Genomic DNA, 19,872 nt, shown 5'->3' with positions numbered 1-19,872 from the left:
TAAATCATTATACCTTCATGCCGCTTGCAATCCACTCTAAATAAAAGCCAAGAATAATTCCAATAGCTACTATTGCTCCTGCCAGTCTAATATTACCTCGCACTACCGCCCAGATTGACGATAAAATAGTTGCTCCTGATATACCAATAGTCTTGAGTTTACCGGTAGAAAGCCCACCAATCCGATCCAATTGTCCCTCTAAGGTCGTGGCCCATGCTATATCAGGTAATAATATATAACAACAAAACACCATCAATATTGCTAAGGTAATAGATTGATAACTACTCTGCTCGTTAAGTCGTTTACTATCACTTATTTCTAGATATTTGCTTATTTTCATTTTTCTTCTCTTGCTTTATGTTAGTGGTTTGTGCCAAATCTTGTACCAAATCAAATTTAAGTAACCTTATAGGACTAGGATTTTTACCAATAAAACGTAAAGATAAATCTTGCACTATGCCACTTTCACTAATTATTGTTAAATATACCTTATTATTACCAACCTGCGGCAGGATAAACAAACAACCAGAATTATGCACCACCACTTCTGCTGCGTCTTTAGGATGAATAAATACATCATTAATTTTTTCTCCCTCAATACTAATCCTAGTTGGAGCATCTTTAGCAATCTGCAACTTTAGGATGCTATCGTCATGTAACATATAACCTATAGCATAAGCAGTGTCAAACTTTAAATTGCATAATACTAAAAATATTATAACTAATGAATAATTTCTTAAATTAATAGTTGTTTTATTCAACATTCTTATCCTCCACTTGTTCTTTAATTCCCGTTAGTAATAAGAGATGATTAGCACCACGCTTATAAGTCAACAAATAACTTTTTTCAACTGCTACGTGTTTATTCTCCCCAAACCAATAACGAAACGTTCCCTGAATTAACACTCCTGCATCTACTATTTCCGTTTTCTTAGGAAAAAATACTGCAGACACATTAGAACCTTTAACAAACTGTAAGTGCTCTTTAAAAAATCTCTCCAATTCTGGCGTTGCGCTAGATACCACCTGCATATCAGCTATCTGCCTCTCTACCTCTTCAGGTGAAGTAGTAAATAATTCTTTCATCACAAAAATTGCCCATTCTTTTAGATAAGTCTCATGATAATTTTTTGATGATACTATCATCCGCCGATCAGGTGCTATTGCTGGGATTAGTAACCATTTTTCCTCTTTATTAACTGCTTTTATTGTTGCCAGTAAACTAGTGATCGCTAGTAGCACAGTTATCATCAAAAGGCATTTATTGTATCTAACTAATTCCTGTACTGATGCTTGCTTGAATAGATGATTCATTTTCCTACTTTTTTGCCTAACAACCCAGGATAACTTATTGGCGCAGGGAGTATTTTTTTTGCTACCAAAAAACTTTTTAATAAAAAATATTGTGAAACTTTTTTAAATTTCTTGAAACTATAACAAAAGCCAATTCCACAAAACATGCAAAATAATCCTAATTTAGCATGACCGCTATTGAGCAGCACTATCCCTGGCACCACACCTACTAAAGTCACCCCCCATTCATCCAAAGTTAATCCCATATATTTCAAAGGCTTAGATAGCGACCAATATAATTGTTGATTTTGATGGGAATGCGACATAAGATTCTCACACTATTATTAGAGTTGCGTAGCTACCTGTGATATAACTTAAAGATACTAACAAGTTTTAATCTTCTATACCTTGATTATTACAGTTTTAACTTCAATATTATTGCTAGTATCTAAAAGTTATGCCCTTAATTAAGAGAAGGAAAATGCCAGTAAACTCCTTCTCACAGCTGATACCTTAACTCTCGCAAAATTATTTTGCCAGCGGATTATTTAGATTAATAATAGATACTTTAAAACTTTTGGATATTTGTGCTAATCTGGAGACAAAAGAGTAGAATTTACCTCTGTGTGCAGCTTATTGTTGCAGAATTTAATTAGATTTGCTAATATTCTATCAATTAGTTTATTAGTAGAGATTATGTTAAATAATGATTTAAATTTGAGAATGAAATGTTTGGAATTAGCTATTCAGTCTAGCTGTAGTTGTGAAGTAACAAATATTGCAATGGAATATTATAATTTCCTGACAGCTAAAAATGATCCCATGATGTTTATCTCAACTTTTAGCCCCAATACTAAATTTAATTAGATTAGTGTATATTAATCATTAGTTATAATTCTTGTTCTTTGAAGTGGTTAAATCACTAGTAGATTTTTCCATAAATTCTCTTACTGGATCTAAGCTTAACCGAGCATAAATTGCTGTTGAAGTAGGACTTTTATGATTAAGTGCTTTACCAATAACATATTGACTTGCCCCGTTAATGGCCATCCAGCTACCACATGTTCTTCTAAGATCATGTAATCTTAAATCTTTTAGCCCAGCTCTGGTACAAATTCTCTTCCAAGCTTTTTTGGGTTCTTGTAAATGACCACTACTACTTGCCTCACTTGGGAATACCCATTCACTTTCTGATTCCTTCTTCCTTGCTTCTAGTATTTTAATAGCTTCCTCTATTAATACCACGGTTTGAGGATCACCATTCTTAGTATCTGCTATATACCACGTTTTATTTCCAAAACTTACATTTTCCCATCGCATAGAAAGGACATTACTTTTACGCGCCCCAGTATATAAAGATATTAAAATAAAATCTTTCATTAATTGATTCTGTTCTTCTTTCAGTGCTTGAAAAAATTGTGGTGCTTCTTCTTTAGTAATATACCTATCCCTTGATTGCTCCTTATGCTTTTTAAGACCAGTGACAGGATTTTTTCCTAATAATTCCCACTCAATGGCTTTGTTAAATATAGCACTTAACATCTCAAGAAATTTATTGGCACTATATTTACCAAATTTGGTAAGGTTATGAAATGTCTGTTGAATATCAGCTTTTTGAATAGCAGAAATCTTCATAGGATAGAAATGCTTGGCCTGTCTATTCATTGTAGCAATGCAATCCCGCCATCTTTTAATATTATGTTTAGCGTAATTGTTAATATATTTATCAAAAAGTTCTTTAAAGGTTAGTTCTTCAGATATTGGTAAGTCATTTAGTTCGTTAGATACTTTACTACTCTCTTCTATGGGGTTAATACCTCTAGCAATTTGACTTTTTAATTCAGCTGCTTTTGCTCTAGCATCAACAATAGACAAATCCGGAAAACGTCCTATCTTTATTCTACAATATTCTTTTTGAATCATTTTACCTAAATAAAAGATTTTACTCCCACCATATGATACTATCAAAATTAAACCTGCTTCTTTACTGTCTTTATAAACATCTCTTTTCTCTTTTGGTGGTTCAATTTTATGCAAAGAATCTTTAGTAAAATTTAATAATTTTTCTGTCATATTTTATACATCCAATTAAAGTTAAATTCTTAATGATTTTGTAATGGTGTTATAATGAATCTTTCTAAGATTGTTAGTCTCTTGTTAATATAATGCGTCATTATGGCAGTAATTTTTTATCTATGTTCTCAAATCAACACAATCACTTGAAGTAACAGCATGAGAAGGTTAATATCCTGTCAGGAATAGGATGTAATACTTTCTATTTAAAAAAATACTACTATCCATCTTATTAATTCATTACTGTTAATTTTTACTAACTTTTTTAATCTCAGTATTATTGATTACCCCTTGCAAATTATCTTGTTATTCAAGTTTGCTTAAAATCATTTTCACATACATTTCAATTTCCTCTAGATAAAAGACTGTGTGTAGTATGTGATTTTCTTTCTTACTAGTGATCTCTATTAAATTTTTTAGTTCCTTAAATACAGGAAGAATATCTTCTTGGGCTTTATCAACTGCTGTGATAAAATCTTTACTAGTAAAAATTATCTTTTGTAGGTATTTTAAAGATATAACGATCAATAACCCTTCAATGATAATTAATGACATTACTAATATTTGATAAACCATCGTGTTATTTCCTTAAGAAAATTAAACATCACTACTACATAGCTTACGGTTATCACAATAGTGAATAGGTTAAATGCTTTCTCAATTTGCATAATAACCCACTCTTGGTTGATGAACCTTCAAAATTGCTAAGATATAAGAAAGTAGTATTCTTGACTTCAAATCAGTTGACCGTTGTGTTAGGAGGAGATTAAGAAGATAAAGCAAAATATATTTGCTCTGTGGATATAATTTGTATATAGTCATAGCTATAACCTTATGGGTTCAGTGTTATCGCTAAATACTTTTTTAATATTTAGCTGATTCATTCTAACCAAGTAAGTACTATCTAGTAGCCAAACTTTACTATAGTACTTACTGGTTTCTCATTGTCTTAAATATCTGTACTACTCTTAGTAATTACAATATTGATAGCTTATTTATTTTTATTATATATAATTAATTTTTGATCGTTTTTCTTATTTAATTACTGCTATTTTGTTATATACATATAACTATATTATAATAAAAAATTATAATCAATATATTTTTTTGATATTTTTACTGAAAAATGTTAAATTATATGTATAAATAGTTACATATATAAACTGAATTGGTTGTAATTACATGTCTTATACTGCATTACAAAAAAATCTTGAAAAGTTAATTAAGGATCACAATTATCAAATAGCTGATTTAGAAAGAAAGGCAGGCCTTAGAAAAAATAATATTTATAATATTATTAAGGGAATATCAAAAAAACCTTCAGCAGAATTATTACAAGCTGTAGCTGATGTATTTGATTTAACAGTCAAAGATCTGTTTACAACGCCAACCAGTAGCTATCCATCTCTAACATCAGAAGATTTAGATTTGTTAACAACAGTATCGCAACAAGTAATAGCTGAAATTAAAACCCAGCAGTTAAAACTTTCCTGTATTGATGTTACCTCAATAATTAGTGAGGTATTTAACTATTCTGTTGAATCTAAATTACCTGTAGCTGATGACAAATTTATTAAATGGCTATTGAAACAGAAATATTCTCAACGTTGAGCTTCAGGGTAGCAAGTATCATCCATATTTAGTATTTCAATACTTCTAGGGTGATCTGCACCAAACTGTTTTATATGCTGATCATGAAATTTAACATACCAAGCTTTCTCGTGCAAATGACAGCTAGCTTTGGCTGCTGATAGGTACATGCTGCTGACTTCATCAACATTACCCATATTTTCTCGGTAGTTATTCCAATAAAAATTTTCTGCATCGAGGTAAGACTTAGCAGCCTTTTCATTTTGACCAAGAGCTGCTAAGGCATCTGCTTCAGCAACACAGGCTTTAGCTAAGTAGATATCAGGTGATACGGCAATATCTCGACTATTATTAGGCCTACTTGGATCGTTAATAAAGATAGTTCTAGCTTTGCGAGCATAATCTAAGGCTTCTTTAGCATTACCGAGCCCTAGCTGCGCTCTTGACATTTGAGTAAATATACGACCAAACACTTCATGATCTTCTTTCTTGACTGGCTTGTGCATATCATATAATTGCATAACTTGATTATATGCTTCTTCATATTTTTTAAGATAATTTAATATTTCTGCTTTAAGTATATAATAGTTAGTAAGAAATAAGTCTGTAAGACTTAATCCATTTTTAATACATATTTCTATAGTGTTATGAATTTGTTCCAATGATTTAGAATAGTTACCATATATAAAAAATAATTTAGCTTTACTAAAATATACTTTAGCCATATCTGCTTTATCTACTAAATCATTAGTAAACATCTGCTCCATAATATAAATATTTTTTTCTGCTTCTTGAATTTTCCCTAATTCAATATTAGACATTGCTAAACCAAAAAATACACCACACCTTAAAGTCTCATATCCCTTGATATCATCATATATTTTTTTTGCTCTAGTATAATATTTAATTGCAGTTTCATAATTTAAACACCTTCTATAATATCCACCTATTAATCCTAAATAATCTGCATATACACGCTTTTCATCATTATTCATTAGCCACAATTTAAATTTACTTTGTTGATCATTTGTACTAAACCAATTGACTAATTTTTCAGCATTATAAAGATCTAAGGAATTAACATATTGTACTATCAGTTGTAAATTTAACTCCATAAACTTATAAATATTGATATTATACCTCAGAGCATTTTTTTTAATTATTTCAAGATTTTCACGGACAGTTTTAGCAGCTCTAAAAACATGAGCTTTTATTACACCCTTTGGTACAAAATTTACTAATTTTACAACAATATCTTCTAAATAAGTTTTATTATTTTGATCTCCATTAATTTCTACTATTTTTTGAGCAATAATATCATGCATTTCAAAGATAGGATTAATTTCATTTGGATCAATATTAGCTATTAAAGCAAATTTAGATAATTGATAAATATCATTATCTAGAAGATTTTGATCATTAGTGATAATCCGTAGTAAATCTTTAGAAAAAGCCTGGTTATTGATCAAAGCTACCTTATTTAATAACTCTCTAGCGCTTGGTTTTAATTCCTTAATAGCTAAGGTAATATTTAATTTAATTTTATCAGTAGATTGTTCTATCTTTTTTTTATATTCTGCTTTATCTAAACCTGGTACTTGTTTTAATAGTTGAGCTCCTTGAACTATTAAAATAGGGTAGCCAGTAAATTCTTGAACTAGAAATTCTGCTAGCTTATTGTCACTATTCTCTAAAATATTATTTACAAGAGTTATGGCATCACTTTTTTCAAAAGCAGTCATCTTAACTATATTAGATAATAATTCACCATCCTGAGAGCCAAAGATAATATGGCCATTATTCTCCCAATTAATGATTTCTTGTACTTTGTGATTTTCTTTAACTTTTAAATTATCAAATACTAATAACCATTTATCTTTGGTTGATAAGTAAGATAATACTTCTTTTTGTGCAGATGATACATCTTCTGAAATTAAGTTAGTCTTAGCTTTTTCGTTAATTAATTTAGCTAATTTTAGAAATTCTTCATTAATATCTAAATTACAATCAATAAACCAAATAAGATCATAATTATTTTTATTCTCATAAGCATACATCCTAGCAAGTTGAGTCTTGCCCATGCCACTAATGCCAACTATACTTGCTTTTCTGTACTTAGTTAAATTATTGGTAACCGAAGATAATTGCTTAATATGATTAATAAAATAGCTCACTGGTGTCACAAGATTGGATAGTTGCCCTTGAGCAACTGCAGTATACGACATAATTAATACCATTATTATCAGGAGATACTTTTTCATTTTTCTTTTCACTTACTCAGGCTATACTACAATTATATTACCTTAAGGATAACACTTTGCATCCATATTTAATATCTCGATACTTCTAGGGTGATCTGCTCCAAACTGTTTTATATGCTGATCATATAAATTAAGACTTGTGATTAGTAATACTTTAATTTTATATAATGATATATAGGCTATATAAAGCATTGTTATTATACTGCTATAACTTATATTTAACCTTTCAAATTTTAACTTTAAGTATTAAACATTTTGCAAAAGGATTATTAATATAACTTCATCATAACATTTATTAGTTATACTGCAAAACACAAAACTGTTATTAAGAAAAGAATGTTCTATTAATATATTATATTTCTTGATAATTTTATGCTGCATATATGCTGCTTTTTTTGCAAGGTATAAGCATAATATGAATAAAGATTGACAGGTAATGCAATTTTACCTACAATTTCAAATGTTCATTTCGATAACAGAAAAATACTATGAGTGTTAGGGTTATAGCAGTTAAAAACCAAGGTAATGATGCTATATCTGCTTTTTATATAAAGTCAGGTGATTTTTTTAAAAATGCAACCTCCTGCTTTACACCGAGAGGGTCGGGAGTTCAAGTCTCTCATCGCCCACCATATTCCCCATCAGCCTTTCAGGGTTTCCCTAGCTATCCTCAAAATTCCATATGCTGCGTATATGCTGCTTTTAAATGCAATTATGACTATTTAAATTGCTCTAAAACCCTTTCTGGACCTGATGTTCAGCTGGAGGGATTATGCAGCAAATAGTCAACTTTCCTTCCACTCCCCATATTTCTACTGATAGTAGCAATGATATTATTTTCTATAATTTCGTTGGTAATTTTGTCCCTCCTGAATGGTGTAATCTTACTTCTAATAACAATAAACCACTAAGTAAAACTGCTTGTCAACTCCTTTCGTTAATAACGCGAGTTTCGTATTAATAGAGGAACTGAATAGCTGATAGTAACTGGGTTACGAGGATATTAGTAATATTGTTTTTGTTATAAAATGTACTTAAAACTGCATAAATTTTTAGTAAATTGTCTTTTTTGACTATAACTATTAAATTGTAAAACTTGTCACACCTCTTACAAACCTTGAAAGGATAAGGATTATAGCATATTCATTAACCATAATTTAGGCATCTTAATACGAAACTCGCGTTGATATAATGTTTCTATCATTTCAGCAGAGCTAATTTTTCTATCACCTTTAATTCTCGTTAAATCCTCAACTTGTCTTGCAACCAGGTCGCCAAAAACTTGAGCGACCATTTCTTTAGTCAATTCTGTATCTTCAATTGTATCATGTAAAATAGAGGATACTAAAATATCAGTGCGAAAAAGATAATCAGCTACCATATAAGCTACTTCTAACGGATGAGAATAATATGGCTCACCTGACTGACGTTTTTGATTAGCATGATATTCCTTAGCATAGCAAATTGACTGTTTAATTTCATTAATATCTACTTTAACTTGAGCTGTTTCGTTAAGTAATAAGATTTTATCTAATAACTTGTTGGAATAATCACAAGATTTAAATTTTAACTTCTTACAATAATCCATATTTTCCCATATATATACGAATTGTTTTACTTGAATACATTATTAACAATATCTTAAAAAGGTAGCTTTCATAGCAATAATTCTACAAGTTTTTAGTTAGTCAAAGAAATATTATCAATTTGATATTCTAATGCCACTTCCTTGCTGCAGAAAGCCATAGAAATTTTGATGATTTTCTTAACGTGGACCTGTTCTTTGATTTTAGTATCATATCTCTTATCATTGATCTGTTCTAAGCCTGTTTTTGCTGTAGACTCTAGCTCTTCTATTGTTTTAGAGACCTTATACTCAATGATAATAGCATTTTCCGCTCTCCCTGCTTGCGGAAGTAAAATTATATCAGCTCTACCATCCCCTGTTTCTTTTTCACTGTCTATTATATAATCAGGAGCTAACATATTAATTAAACCAAGCATAAAGCCACTATAAAATAGCTCAGCTCGTACAACCCCGGTCTGATGAAAACTAGTGGAATTTAACAACAATTTTTGTAGTTTCTCCTTAAATTTCTCTAGCTTGCCTGCAGGTAATAAACTAATAAAAGCATAATACCGAGAACTATCAATCTTTAGCTGATCAGTAACCCATAGTAATACCCTTGTTTCATAGATATATTTTACTTCCTGATTAGGTATGGATAACTCATAAATATTTTTTTCCGGACTTCTAGCAGTAGGGTTTAAATAACCACTAAATAGTAATAAACTTAATAATCCCACTGGTTTATTAATGTCAGAAAAACTTATTTGTTTAACGATAGTCGAAATAATATTTTTACCGGTAATTAAGTTCTGTAAATCTTCTTGCATCTCATCAGATAGCAGTGCTTTATCAACAAGTGAGGTCCCTCCACTATCTAGCCAGTAGTGATCAAGCTTTCCCTTATGCGCTAAACATTGCATAATGGACCATGGATTGTAGATTATTTCTCCACCAAATGTGTAGCCATTATACCAATCTTTAATTTCTTTAGGATGAGTGGTTGTTGGGACGATAGTTAATAACTCATCAACTTCTATTTGAGTAAAACCATAAAACTGTGAAAAATCTGCATCTAGTAAAGTATATTTAGTAACATTATTTAAATCTGAAAATAAATTAGCCTTAGCTACCCGCAGAATGCCGGTTATTACTCCTTTTTCTAAGTAAGGGTTGCTCTTTAGGCTGCTACCGAATATCCCACGGAATAGTTCAAGCACGGTTTCAAATTCTTCTAGTTTGTGGCCAAATTTAAGGTATGAACTATTAATTGGCGTATCGTACTCATCAATTAAAATGTATACTTTTTGGTTAAAATGTTTGTATAGTAATTCGCTTACAAAAGCTAAACTATCTTTGAGGTCTTCCTTATCAAGTTTTCCTGTAAAATATCGATATAACTTTTCTTTTTGTACATCATCCAGTAAATTTGTCTCTTCTGTTATGTGAGTTTTTAAATAACGATGATTTACAAATAACTTAATAATTTGATTTCTTATTCCGCTTTCAATCTCTTGATAGTTACTACCCTTAACATCTTTAAAATTTATAGAGATAACAGGAAATTGGCCTTGACGTGCTATGACACTAGGATAATTGGCTATTTTTAATGGTTTCAGCTCTTTGGTTTCGTTAAAACCTAAATCTACTGTACCACCAACAAATAATTTATGATTCACTTTATTTTCTTGCAATAAAGGTACACCTTTATCATCCACTTCTATTTCAAAGAATTTCTTGAGCATATCCATATTCAAACTCTTACCCCAGCGTCTTGGGCGGGTAATGAGAATTACATCTCCACTATCTTCCAGAAATTCTTTGATCATTAGACTTTTATCAACAAATATTTCACTATTTAGCAATAATGTTTTAAAATCATCAGTACCTACCCTCATTTTTGGCAGTCTAATTTCCTCTAAACTTGTACCAGAAATTCTAACAGTCATTACTATTTTATTATTTAAGAATAAATTATTTGCTTAAATGAATTATAGCATAAATAAAGCTAATAGCACTAGTAACTAAAGAACCCTCAGCTATAAGCTGAGGGGTTATAAAGTGGAATCGATTAGAAATCGATCATCATTCACAGGTTCACCTTCCTGTTCATCAATATAGCGCTGTATCATTTCATCAGTTATATTACCTGAACTGACCGCCATATAGCCCCTAGCCCACAAATGATTGCCCCAAAATTGTTTTCTTAAATGAGCAAATTCTTGCAATAAAATTCTTGAGCTACTACCTTTTAAATACTGTACTAACTTGCTAAGAGATATTTGTGATTTATATGAGATAAACATATGCACGTGATCACATGATATTTTCCCTGAAATTATATATACTTCATGTTCCATACAAATCTGCCTTAGTAAATCTCTAGCCCTTTCCGCTACTTTGCCTATCAATACTCTCTTCCTATATTTTGGTATCCATATAAGATGTACTTTTAAATCATACTGACTATGACTATTCTTTCTATAACTTCTCATATTTCTTGATATAAATTCATTGCTAAAGCAATTTCATTATATCTTCCCTTCACCTGAAGGCGAGGGATTTCTTATCCCCGAAGGGGGACATTAAAATAAATAAAACAGTCTTATCACTTTCTTCATTAACATATAGTCAATTAAGATGAATTAGAGACTAGGAGCGAGACGCGAAGCCTAGAACTACTAGGTGAGCAACGAGCGACCACGTCCATAGTTTATATTAATTGACTATACTTTAGATATCAGCAATAATACCATGAATTAACGGCAATTTAACTGGCACTTTACATTCAACAGTAGTAGTTTTTCCTTCTTCACTTGATAATGTAATCTTGCCATGCATTTCGTGGATCAACTGCCTTACAAACATTAACCCTAGACCCACTCCTTTACATTGTAGAGTAGAGTTAAGTTTAACAAATTCCTCACAAATATATTGTTGTTTTTCTCGAGGGATACCAATACCAGTATCGTGAACCATAAGTTGTAATATCCTCTTTCTATCATCTTGTATTTGGGTATTATTGGTAAAATCATTAGCATCTTCAAAACTGCGAGCAGGGAATAAATTAACTGTAATCACAATAGTGCCTTGCTCAGTAAATTGAATACTATTACTAATTAATTGATCTAATATTGCTTGCAAGCGATAACTATCACCTACTACAATATCTGGCATTTCATAATGAATATTAGAGACCAACCTTAATCCTTTATGCTGTGCTGCTGGTGTTGCTTTTTCTATAGATTGCTCTACTAATTTCTTGGGGTTAAATGGTTTTAAAACTGTAGAAGACAGTCCAGCAGCTTGCAGAAAATCTACTACATAATTAGAGTAATCTAGTAACGCTTTAGCACAATCCCTAATAGTAGCTAAGTATTTCTTCATTTCAGGATTTTGCTCTATTTCATTAGAGTACCACTATTCGTGTAAAAATCCCAGTACAAGGAATATTGATACTATGACCAATATTCTTGAGCAAATCTATCTTCACTAGCTCCTATTCTTTTAGTTTATTCTTTACTTGTTGTAATTCCAATTCTATTTTTCTGAATTTAATAATATCAACATAATTTTCTGTATAATCAATTATGTTAGCATCTTGCTCATATGCTGGTATTAATGTGGCAAATATGGGTGGTAATTTAACTATCCAGCCTTTTTCTATGATTTTATTTTGATCTTGTTGTTGATTTTTAACATTAGTTGTCATACCATGCCTCTACTGTTTTGTTGAAAAATGGTGGCACGGAGGTTAAAACGTAACTTCTTGGTTAATTTAACCTCCGTGCTTGATACTACATTAACACAGCATCATCAGCACAGATATCACCATTATATTGCAGAGTACAGAGGATTTCCGAGCATTTCGCTCAGATTTTTTCAGGCACATCTAAAGAGCTACAGAAAAGAGACATGCTATAAATTACCAGCTAACTAATTCTCAAAAACCTAAACAAATAAGCAATATTTATACCTTTAAAAGCAGTAAAAACCTGTAATCTCAGCACTTTTACTGGCATCTATAGGATATTTATAATTTTCCTAAGATATTTTTAAGTAATTGTTATGAATTTACCTACCTCTGATAAACCACAACCATTTTTACAATGGGTTGGCGGCAAAAGAAAAATCGTTAATAAATTAATTGAACATATTCCATCAGGACTAAATAATTATTATGAACCATTTCTTGGTGGTGGGGCATTATTTTTTCAAGTCAAACATATGTTCAACCAATGTTTTCTATCTGATATTAATCTTGATTTAGTGACTAGTTATAATTCTGTTAAAAAAGATCCAGCTACTGTAAGCAGTTTACTGAAAGACCATAAAGAAAATTATTCAAAAGAATATTACTATCAAGTGAGGGATCATAATAATACCAATGATCCTAGCAAAATCACTGCCAGGTTTATTTACCTGACCAGATACGCTTTTAAAGGTATTTATCGCATCAAGATGGATGGTAAGCCGGTAGTATCTTTTTCTAGCAAAAAACATAAGAGCTTTAATATTGATCAAAGATTACAGCAATGTAGTAGTTTTTTAGCAAATACTTCTATTTACGCTATAGATTTTTCTTTTATTGAGCCTAAGGCAAATTATTTTGTTTATTTTGATCCTCCTTATCATCAATCAGGTGAGAGATTTTATACTAAATCAACGCGAGTTTCGTATTCAAAAAGTCGCTGAATAGCTGATAGTAACTGGGTTACGGGGATCTTGATAATACTGTTTTTGTTATAAAGTGAGTATAAAATACAAATTGCTAATTAAAATATGGTATTTATAGTATTAGAAAAAAGTTTATAGGTTATTGAAAAAACTTTAAGAGCAATAACCTATGATAATGGATTTTACAGAAATATTTTGTTACGTCGATGATTTTTTTCAAGAATTAGACAAGCATACAAATTCAATTACTAACCATAACAACAAATCTGGTCCTAAAAGTCGACTGAACAGAAGTGAGGTAATAACAATTATAATAGGCTACTGGCAGTCATCTTATGATTGTTTTAAGAATTATTATCTGAAGCAAATATGAATTCATCATCAAAGAGATTTTCAATTAGTAAGCTATAGTCAATTTATAAAAATAATAGGTCCACATTTACCACTATTAGTACTAATATTCAATTCTATTTTGGATCAGTGTGACGGACTCTCTTTTGTAGATTCAAGTAGTATAGAGGTATGTAAGAGATACCGTATTTCAATGAATAAAGTGTTCGCCGGCATAGCAGCAAGCAGTAAGACAACAAAAGGTTGGTTCTATGGACTTAAACTACATCTAATAATTAATAGAGCCGGTGGTATTAAAGCATCTTTTAGCCCTGGCAATAAGGATGATAGAAAACAGCTGGAACTGATAATCAAAAATCTTTTTGGTAAAGTATTCGGAGATCGTGGTTATATTTCGCAACAATTATTTCTACAACTTTTAGAGCAAGGAATTTTTATGGTAACTAGGGTAAAGAAAAATATGAAAAATAAACTTATGTCTATGTTGGATAAAATATTATTGCTTAAAAAAGCATTAATAGAATCTGTGTTTAGTAAAATTAAACTATTGGGGAAGTTTGAGCATTCAAGGCATAGATCAGTTACAAATGCCTTTGTGCATATGGTTGCAGCACTGATAAATTATCAAATGTCTGATAATAAACCTTCTATTACATCTCTCTTGATATGCTAAATCCTATGCTATATTAATTCGAAACTTGCGTTAGTTAATAAAACTTAATAAAAAGAAAGGTATTTTTTTATTTATTCTCAAATATTTTTTCACTTTAGTGGTTTATAACTTCTTGCAATATATTAAAAATTTAGTAAGCATTGTTAATTGTAAAGGTAGATTATTATTCAATCTATTTTTATATATATCGAAATACAATTTAAATTAATAGGTAAATTATGACTAAAAAACTAGTTGATAACAAAATAGCTCCTAATAAAGCAGAGTACGATAAGAAATTTTCGCATATCTTAGATGTTACCCCATATCATGGGGCAGTAACCTTACTGAAGACAATGGCTTTAGTTTGCGAAGAGTTAAAGTTGTTAAGATAGTTCACAGAAAAATGAGATGGAAGGAGGAAAAAATCCTTTCCTGATGATGTTGACTTTCCTGATGATACTCTAAGTGCACCGGCAATTAAAGAGGGACATCTTCTTAGCGGTGGAAAAGAAGATGAGAGAGATTCTGTTAATTATACTAATGCAGAAATGCGACAATTTTCATCTGACAAAACATTTGATTGGAGAGATGGAAGCAAGTACCATCATGTTCATAAAGTAAAAGCCGGTGACAAGTTTGATATACATTGGGATTATACCATGGCACATAAAACACGTGGTTATACATATGCGATCACTGATCATCCTACTGACTTTTCTCAAAGACTAACTTTTAATGAGCTTAAGACATTTTTTGAAAATATAAGCCAAGAAAAACCATTTTGGAGTCATCAATTACCTGCTTCTACGGATCACTCAATGATTCTTCTGGAAAGAGAAGCAGGATTTCATGTTCTTTTAGAAAGATGGATAATAGCTGATACAGACATGGCATTTCATCAATCATGGGTTCTTGAATATGAAGCAAGTTTAGGTGGTAAAGGGCCTGGGGACATGAACACCATCATCACGATGCTTAATTAAGCTTTAAAGCAACTTAATAGCGTATCGTCATGGGTTAAGCGACGCAAGGTGTTATTGTGTGGATACCCGAGTCGTCATTGTGAGGAAAAATTGAAAATTTTGACGAAGCAATCTCGTGCCAAAATCCTGAGATTGCCAAGCTTCTTTCAGTCGCTTGCAATGACGGTTTAGTATTCACGCAACAATGCCTGCTCGCAATCACGATGAAAAGCATTTCATGCAACAGCACTTAAATTCCGTTACTATCTACTCAAAGCTTTTAGACCTTCCTTTAGACCGTCTTTTATAAATGAAATTTTAGCTTGTTTACCGTCAGTGGTGATTAGTTCTAAATAATTATCATTAGATAAAATCATGTCTAGATCGTCTTTTATAAGAATAGCTAAAACCTGACAGCCGTTTACCGTACAATTTACGTATTTCCCGGCTGATATTCGTTTGTCACCGCTATTAATAACTGTACCTGCTGGAATTTGAACATTTGATGGGACTATTTCGATTATCTTTAATTCTTGTTCTTCTTGCTCCCCATTGAAATAACCTATGTGATAAATGGCTAATATTCCCTTTTCTTTATCTTTCTCTAGATTATTAATTTGTTGTGATAAGAAGCAAAGTTGTTTTTTCTCATTATTGAGAGTACAATTTAAAGTCCAAGCCCCGTACTTTTTTGGTGCCGTTGTGCATTGACGTTTTCTATGCTATACAAAACAAAAGTGCCGGTTATTATAAATAACCCACTAAAAACAAAAGCAATTTTTTTATACAATCTTTCATATAATTTTTAACCTTTTTAAAATATTTTCTTTTCCTAAAATTTCTGCAATTTCAAATACGCTAGGTGAAGCCGTCATACCTGTTATTAAAGCTCTTACTGGTTTCATAATGTCATTCAGCTTTAAGCCGTTTGCTGTTGCTATTTCTTTAAATTTATTCTGTACGGATTCCTTATCAAACTGCTCAAGTTCGCTTAAGTTTTCTATAACTTGTTTGATTAAATCCTTATCGCAATTTTCTATAATTTCTTTTGCATCTTGGTTGTAGATGATAGGCGAATCTACGAGATAAATTTGAGCAAGGCGTGTTAGTTCTAGTAATGTTTCACTTCTAACTAACAAGCTTGGCATTGCTTGGGTTATATAGCTTATTTCCTTCTCGCTAACCTTATAATTTTGTTTCAATATCTCTACAGTCTTTGAAGTTAAGCTATCATTGTCAAGCATTCTTAAGTAATGAGCGTTAAGGCTATTCATCTTAGCAAAATCAAGCTTAGAAGGTGATTTACCGAGTGAATCAAGATTAAACCATTCTATAGCCTGAGTCATTGAGATAATTTCATAATCGCCGTGACTCCATCCAAGACGCAATAAATAATTACACAAACTTTCCGGTAAATATCCCATATCCTTATAAGCTTCAACGCCTAATGCTCCATGCCTTTTGGATAATTTCGTCCCGTCTGCTCCATGAATTAACGGTATATGAGTCATGCTAGGTACTTCATAGCCGAAAGCCTGATAAATAGCGATTTGCCTTGCTGCATTGGTTAAATGATCGTCACCTCTAATAATATGAGTTATACCCATATCATGATCGTCTACTACAACGGCTAGCATGTAAGTAGCAGTGCCGTCTGCTCTTAATAGTACCATATCGTCTATATGAGAGTTTTCAATTACTACCTCGCCTTGTAAGGTATTATGAATTGTTATGCTGCCCTCTCTTGGAGTTTTTAGACGTATTACCGGTTTAATATCAGTAGGGTAGGTAGATGGTTCTTTGTCACGCCACTCGCTGTTAAAAATAAAATGCTGTTTATTTTCTAAAGCTTTTTGTCGCTGTCTTTCTATTTCTTCTTGGCTAGTAAAACAATAATATGCTTTACCGTCTTGCAATAATTTTAGTGCAGCTTCTTTGTAAAGATTATTACGTTTAGACTGGAATATAACCTCACCGTCCCAATCAAGCCCTAGCCATTTTAGACCTGAGAATATAGCTTCTACTGCGATGTTCGTTGATCTTTCTTTATCAGTGTCTTCAATGCGAAGCAAAAACTTACCGTTATGATGCCTTGCGAACAAGTAGTTAAAAAGGGCAGTTCTTGCCGAACCTATATGTAAAAACCCCGTCGGTGACGGAGCAAATCTAGTAATTACGCTATTAGTCATTTATTATCTTTTTTAAATATATACTAAGAACTGTGTCATACCGTGGCTTGACCACAGTATCCAGAAAACAACTAAAAATACTAATATTATTAGTATTTTTAACTGGATCCCGCGATCAAGTCGCGGGATGACATATACTCTTTCTCCCCAAACACATAAAATAATTTACATCTATATCATCGCTTAATTTCCATTCATTTTTAATCGGATCATATACCAAGCCTTTTAGCTCTTTAATTTCAACATCGGTATCCGTAAGTATTTCGTAAATTTCCGATGGTTTTAGGAATTTGCTATAATCATGAGTGTTTTTAGGCACCCAACCTAAAACATATTCAGCAACTATTATTCCAAGTACATAAGCTTTTTTAGTGCGGTTAATCGTAGAAATTATTGCCATACCGTTGGGCTTAATATGCTTCACCAAATTCAGTATGAATTGCTGCACGTTTTCTACATGCTCAATAACCTCAAGACAAATTACCACATCATATAGTTTGTCACTCTGTAATTCTTCTATAGTAGATTGTAAATAATTTATTTTTACGTCGTTTTCCTTAGCATAAGCAGTTGCCGTTTCAATGTTACTTTGCAATGCATCAATGGCTGTAACGTTAAAACCTTGAGCCGCTAAAGGCGTTGCAATTAATCCTCCACCGCAACCGACGTCTAATATTTCTAATTTAGAAATATCGTTAGACATCTTCTCAAACTCTACTTCTAGAGGTAATTTGTGCGTCAATCCGCTGCTCGCATCCTCACGTACTTCTATGTACGCTGCGGTGCTGTGCTGCGTGTTTCCTACAAATTCCTCTCTATAAGCGAGTTTGGAAAGGTGTCTATTGTAATGTGTAGTTATTTTCTCTATTATATATTCAAGGCGAATAGGGTTTATTCGGTGTAAGATACCGAATTCCCCGTCCTTATTCCACCAATTGTGAGAAATTTTCTCAAATTTTTCTAATTCTTTTTTATCGATTGAAGACATAGTCTATGATTCTTTCCAATGTCATCCCGTGGCTTGACCACGGGATGACAAGAGGCCATACAACAAACATATATAATATACTCAGATGACTTTAATAATACTAGCCTTAATTTTAATTAGCTGCATATTTGCTCCCCTTGGCTGTATTGCCCTATGGAAGAGATATATTTATTTCGGCGATGGGCTTGCTCATAGTAGTTTTTTAGCGGCTAGCATAAGTATTATAGCACATTTTCCATTAATATATTCAGGCATAATAGTTGCAATTCTTTTTTCGTTTTTTGTGTTTATTTTTAAAAATAATTCTGAAAAAAACGCGGTTATTAATTTGATTTCTAGCTTTATGCTAGCTGTTGCTTTAGTTATTAATTATTTTACTTCTTTGCAGAATAATATAGTGAATTTGTTGTTTGGGGATATTTTATCCGTGTCTTTTAATGATTTGATTATACTAGGGGTAGTCCTAATAACTATTATAGGCTTTATAGTATATTTTTATAATCAAATTCTTCTTATCATTATCAATAGAGATATTGCAGTCATAAAAGGCTTAAAGGTTAATATTATTGAGCTAATATTTTTACTTCTTCTCTCATTATCGGTATTTTCTGCTATAAAGATTGTCGGAGTACTTATGGTAACTGCTATTTTACTTATTCCTGCAATGATTGCACGGTTTGTAGCATATAGCCCCTCCCAGATGATTATAATATCAATTCTTATATCTTTATTTATTAATTTTTGTGCCGCATTTAGTTCTTTCTACTTTGATTTACCTTTAACTCCATTGTTTATTATATTAGGTACGTTTATTTATGGTTTGTTGTATTTAAAGCGATTATTATGAACAAAAATGAATTTACTGAATATGTCAAAGAATTGTTAGAACCATATGGTTCAGTAGCCGTTCGTGCAATGTTTGGTGGATATGGTATATATAAGGGTGGTGTTATGATAGGAATTATTAAGAGCAATGAATTATATTTTAAGTCAGACCTAAGCACTTATGAATATTTTCAATCTTTCGGTTCTGAGCCATTTGTATATCAAAGTAAAGGTAAACTTGTAACTCTATCATATTGGAAGGTGTTACCTGAAATTATGGAGGATCAAGAGTTATTAGGCAAGTGGTTTAAATTAGCTTTGAATGCTGCTATTAATAGTCAAAAGAAAAAATAAATGTCACCCCCGTGGTCAAGCCGGTGTTGTTATGTGAATCGGTTTCACCACCGTCACCTAGTTCGCTTGTCCATGGGGTCTAGTTAA

At 31.6% G+C, this 19,872-nt stretch carries 20 protein-coding genes and 1 pseudogene; 6 read left to right on the top strand and 15 right to left on the bottom strand.

Going from position 1 to position 19,872, the window contains the following annotated elements:
* Positions 1 to 7 precede the first annotated feature (7 nt).
* The 6 genes from REIS_RS07935 to REIS_RS07905 all read right to left on the bottom strand — a co-directional run bounded on the left by REIS_RS07935 (position 8) and on the right by REIS_RS07905 (position 3,942).
* Complete coding sequence (locus REIS_RS07935; protein WP_037213838.1) at positions 8 to 340, bottom strand: hypothetical protein; 333 nt, start codon at positions 338 to 340, stop codon at positions 8 to 10.
* Positions 309 to 764 carry a hypothetical protein gene (locus REIS_RS07930; protein ID WP_040614727.1) on the bottom strand — a complete coding sequence of 152 codons (456 nt, stop codon included), beginning with the start codon at positions 762 to 764 and terminating at the stop codon, positions 309 to 311. Before REIS_RS07930 ends, REIS_RS07935 begins: the two co-directional genes overlap by 32 nt.
* Positions 754 to 1,314, bottom strand: a complete 561-nt coding sequence (locus tag REIS_RS07925) for a TraE/TraK family type IV conjugative transfer system protein (RefSeq protein ID WP_037213836.1) — start codon at positions 1,312 to 1,314, stop codon at positions 754 to 756. The genes REIS_RS07930 and REIS_RS07925 overlap by 11 nt, the downstream gene beginning before the upstream one ends.
* Positions 1,311 to 1,619, bottom strand: coding sequence for a hypothetical protein (locus REIS_RS07920; RefSeq protein WP_037213835.1), 309 nt, complete (start codon positions 1,617 to 1,619; stop codon positions 1,311 to 1,313). The genes REIS_RS07925 and REIS_RS07920 overlap by 4 nt, the downstream gene beginning before the upstream one ends.
* Positions 1,620 to 2,178: 559 nt before the next feature.
* On the bottom strand, positions 2,179 to 3,366 hold the full coding sequence (locus tag REIS_RS07910; protein WP_008580882.1) for a tyrosine-type recombinase/integrase: 1,188 nt from the start codon (positions 3,364 to 3,366) through the stop codon (positions 2,179 to 2,181).
* A gap of 306 nt (positions 3,367 to 3,672) precedes the next feature.
* Entirely contained in the window at positions 3,673 to 3,942 is a 270-nt protein-coding gene (locus tag REIS_RS07905) for a hypothetical protein (protein ID WP_008580881.1), read from the bottom strand.
* 606 nt (positions 3,943 to 4,548) lie between these two features.
* On the opposite strand from REIS_RS07905, the gene REIS_RS07900 reads away from it, so the two are divergent.
* On the top strand, positions 4,549 to 4,977 hold the full coding sequence (locus tag REIS_RS07900; RefSeq protein WP_008580879.1) for a helix-turn-helix domain-containing protein: 429 nt from the start codon (positions 4,549 to 4,551) through the stop codon (positions 4,975 to 4,977).
* On the opposite strand, the gene REIS_RS07895 is transcribed toward REIS_RS07900, so the two are convergent.
* The 6 genes from REIS_RS07895 to REIS_RS15940 form a co-directional block, all read right to left on the bottom strand.
* On the bottom strand, positions 4,968 to 7,130 hold the full coding sequence (locus REIS_RS07895; protein WP_241760898.1) for a tetratricopeptide repeat protein: 2,163 nt from the start codon (positions 7,128 to 7,130) through the stop codon (positions 4,968 to 4,970). The two genes, REIS_RS07900 and REIS_RS07895, sit on opposite strands and share 10 nt — an antisense overlap.
* Before the next feature lie 1,219 nt (positions 7,131 to 8,349).
* The gene (locus REIS_RS07885; protein ID WP_008580866.1) at positions 8,350 to 8,805 is read right to left on the bottom strand and encodes an HD domain-containing protein; all 456 of its coding nucleotides are present in this window, start codon (positions 8,803 to 8,805) and stop codon (positions 8,350 to 8,352) included.
* 92 nt (positions 8,806 to 8,897) lie between these two features.
* On the bottom strand, positions 8,898 to 10,733 hold the full coding sequence (locus REIS_RS07880; protein ID WP_008580864.1) for an AAA family ATPase: 1,836 nt from the start codon (positions 10,731 to 10,733) through the stop codon (positions 8,898 to 8,900).
* A 105-nt stretch (positions 10,734 to 10,838) separates the two neighbouring features.
* Positions 10,839 to 11,279, bottom strand: a complete 441-nt coding sequence (tnpA, locus tag REIS_RS07875) for an IS200/IS605 family transposase (RefSeq protein WP_008579324.1) — start codon at positions 11,277 to 11,279, stop codon at positions 10,839 to 10,841.
* Between the two features lie 238 nt (positions 11,280 to 11,517).
* Positions 11,518 to 12,171: a sensor histidine kinase gene (locus tag REIS_RS07870; protein WP_233466330.1), complete on the bottom strand. Its 654-nt coding sequence runs from the start codon at positions 12,169 to 12,171 to the stop codon at positions 11,518 to 11,520.
* 112 nt (positions 12,172 to 12,283) lie between these two features.
* Complete coding sequence (locus tag REIS_RS15940; protein ID WP_233466329.1) at positions 12,284 to 12,496, bottom strand: hypothetical protein; 213 nt, start codon at positions 12,494 to 12,496, stop codon at positions 12,284 to 12,286.
* A 356-nt stretch (positions 12,497 to 12,852) separates the two neighbouring features.
* Between REIS_RS15940 and REIS_RS07865 the strand changes: the two genes are divergently transcribed.
* The 3 genes from REIS_RS07865 to REIS_RS07855 all read left to right on the top strand — a co-directional run bounded on the left by REIS_RS07865 (position 12,853) and on the right by REIS_RS07855 (position 15,450).
* A complete protein-coding gene (locus REIS_RS07865) occupies positions 12,853 to 13,479 on the top strand; it encodes a DNA adenine methylase (protein WP_008580862.1) in 627 nt (208 codons plus the stop codon).
* 355 nt (positions 13,480 to 13,834) lie between these two features.
* The gene (locus REIS_RS11365; RefSeq protein WP_083787780.1) at positions 13,835 to 14,485 is read left to right on the top strand and encodes an IS982 family transposase; all 651 of its coding nucleotides are present in this window, start codon (positions 13,835 to 13,837) and stop codon (positions 14,483 to 14,485) included.
* 458 nt (positions 14,486 to 14,943) lie between these two features.
* The gene (locus tag REIS_RS07855) at positions 14,944 to 15,450 is read left to right on the top strand and encodes a lytic polysaccharide monooxygenase (RefSeq protein WP_081819132.1); all 507 of its coding nucleotides are present in this window, start codon (positions 14,944 to 14,946) and stop codon (positions 15,448 to 15,450) included.
* 242 nt (positions 15,451 to 15,692) lie between these two features.
* On the opposite strand, the pseudogene REIS_RS07850 reads toward REIS_RS07855, so the two are convergent.
* From REIS_RS07850 to ubiG, 3 genes and pseudogenes are all read right to left on the bottom strand, one after another.
* Positions 15,693 to 16,227 (bottom strand): annotated as a pseudogene (locus REIS_RS07850) (invasion associated locus B family protein).
* The gene (gene gltX, locus REIS_RS07845) at positions 16,224 to 17,618 is read right to left on the bottom strand and encodes a glutamate--tRNA ligase (protein WP_008580854.1); all 1,395 of its coding nucleotides are present in this window, start codon (positions 17,616 to 17,618) and stop codon (positions 16,224 to 16,226) included. The pseudogene REIS_RS07850 and the gene gltX overlap by 4 nt, the downstream one beginning before the upstream one ends.
* Before the next feature lie 115 nt (positions 17,619 to 17,733).
* Positions 17,734 to 18,606 (bottom strand): bifunctional 2-polyprenyl-6-hydroxyphenol methylase/3-demethylubiquinol 3-O-methyltransferase UbiG, encoded by an 873-nt coding sequence (ubiG, locus tag REIS_RS07840; RefSeq protein ID WP_008580851.1) that lies wholly within the window; start codon positions 18,604 to 18,606, stop codon positions 17,734 to 17,736.
* Between the two features lie 85 nt (positions 18,607 to 18,691).
* Here ubiG and REIS_RS07835 point away from each other — a divergent pair, with 85 nt between their 5' ends.
* Both REIS_RS07835 and REIS_RS07830 read left to right on the top strand, forming a co-directional pair.
* Complete coding sequence (locus tag REIS_RS07835) at positions 18,692 to 19,453, top strand: metal ABC transporter permease (RefSeq protein ID WP_008580849.1); 762 nt, start codon at positions 18,692 to 18,694, stop codon at positions 19,451 to 19,453.
* On the top strand, positions 19,450 to 19,785 hold the full coding sequence (locus REIS_RS07830) for a TfoX/Sxy family protein (protein WP_008580847.1): 336 nt from the start codon (positions 19,450 to 19,452) through the stop codon (positions 19,783 to 19,785). The genes REIS_RS07835 and REIS_RS07830 overlap by 4 nt, the downstream gene beginning before the upstream one ends.
* Positions 19,786 to 19,872 lie beyond the last annotated feature (87 nt).

This window comes from Rickettsia endosymbiont of Ixodes scapularis, from assembly GCF_000160735.1.
Classification (GTDB): domain Bacteria; phylum Pseudomonadota; class Alphaproteobacteria; order Rickettsiales; family Rickettsiaceae; genus Rickettsia; species Rickettsia tamurae.
The sequence above is the reverse complement of the archived record's forward strand: the minus strand, read 5'-3'. Positions and strand labels throughout refer to the sequence as shown.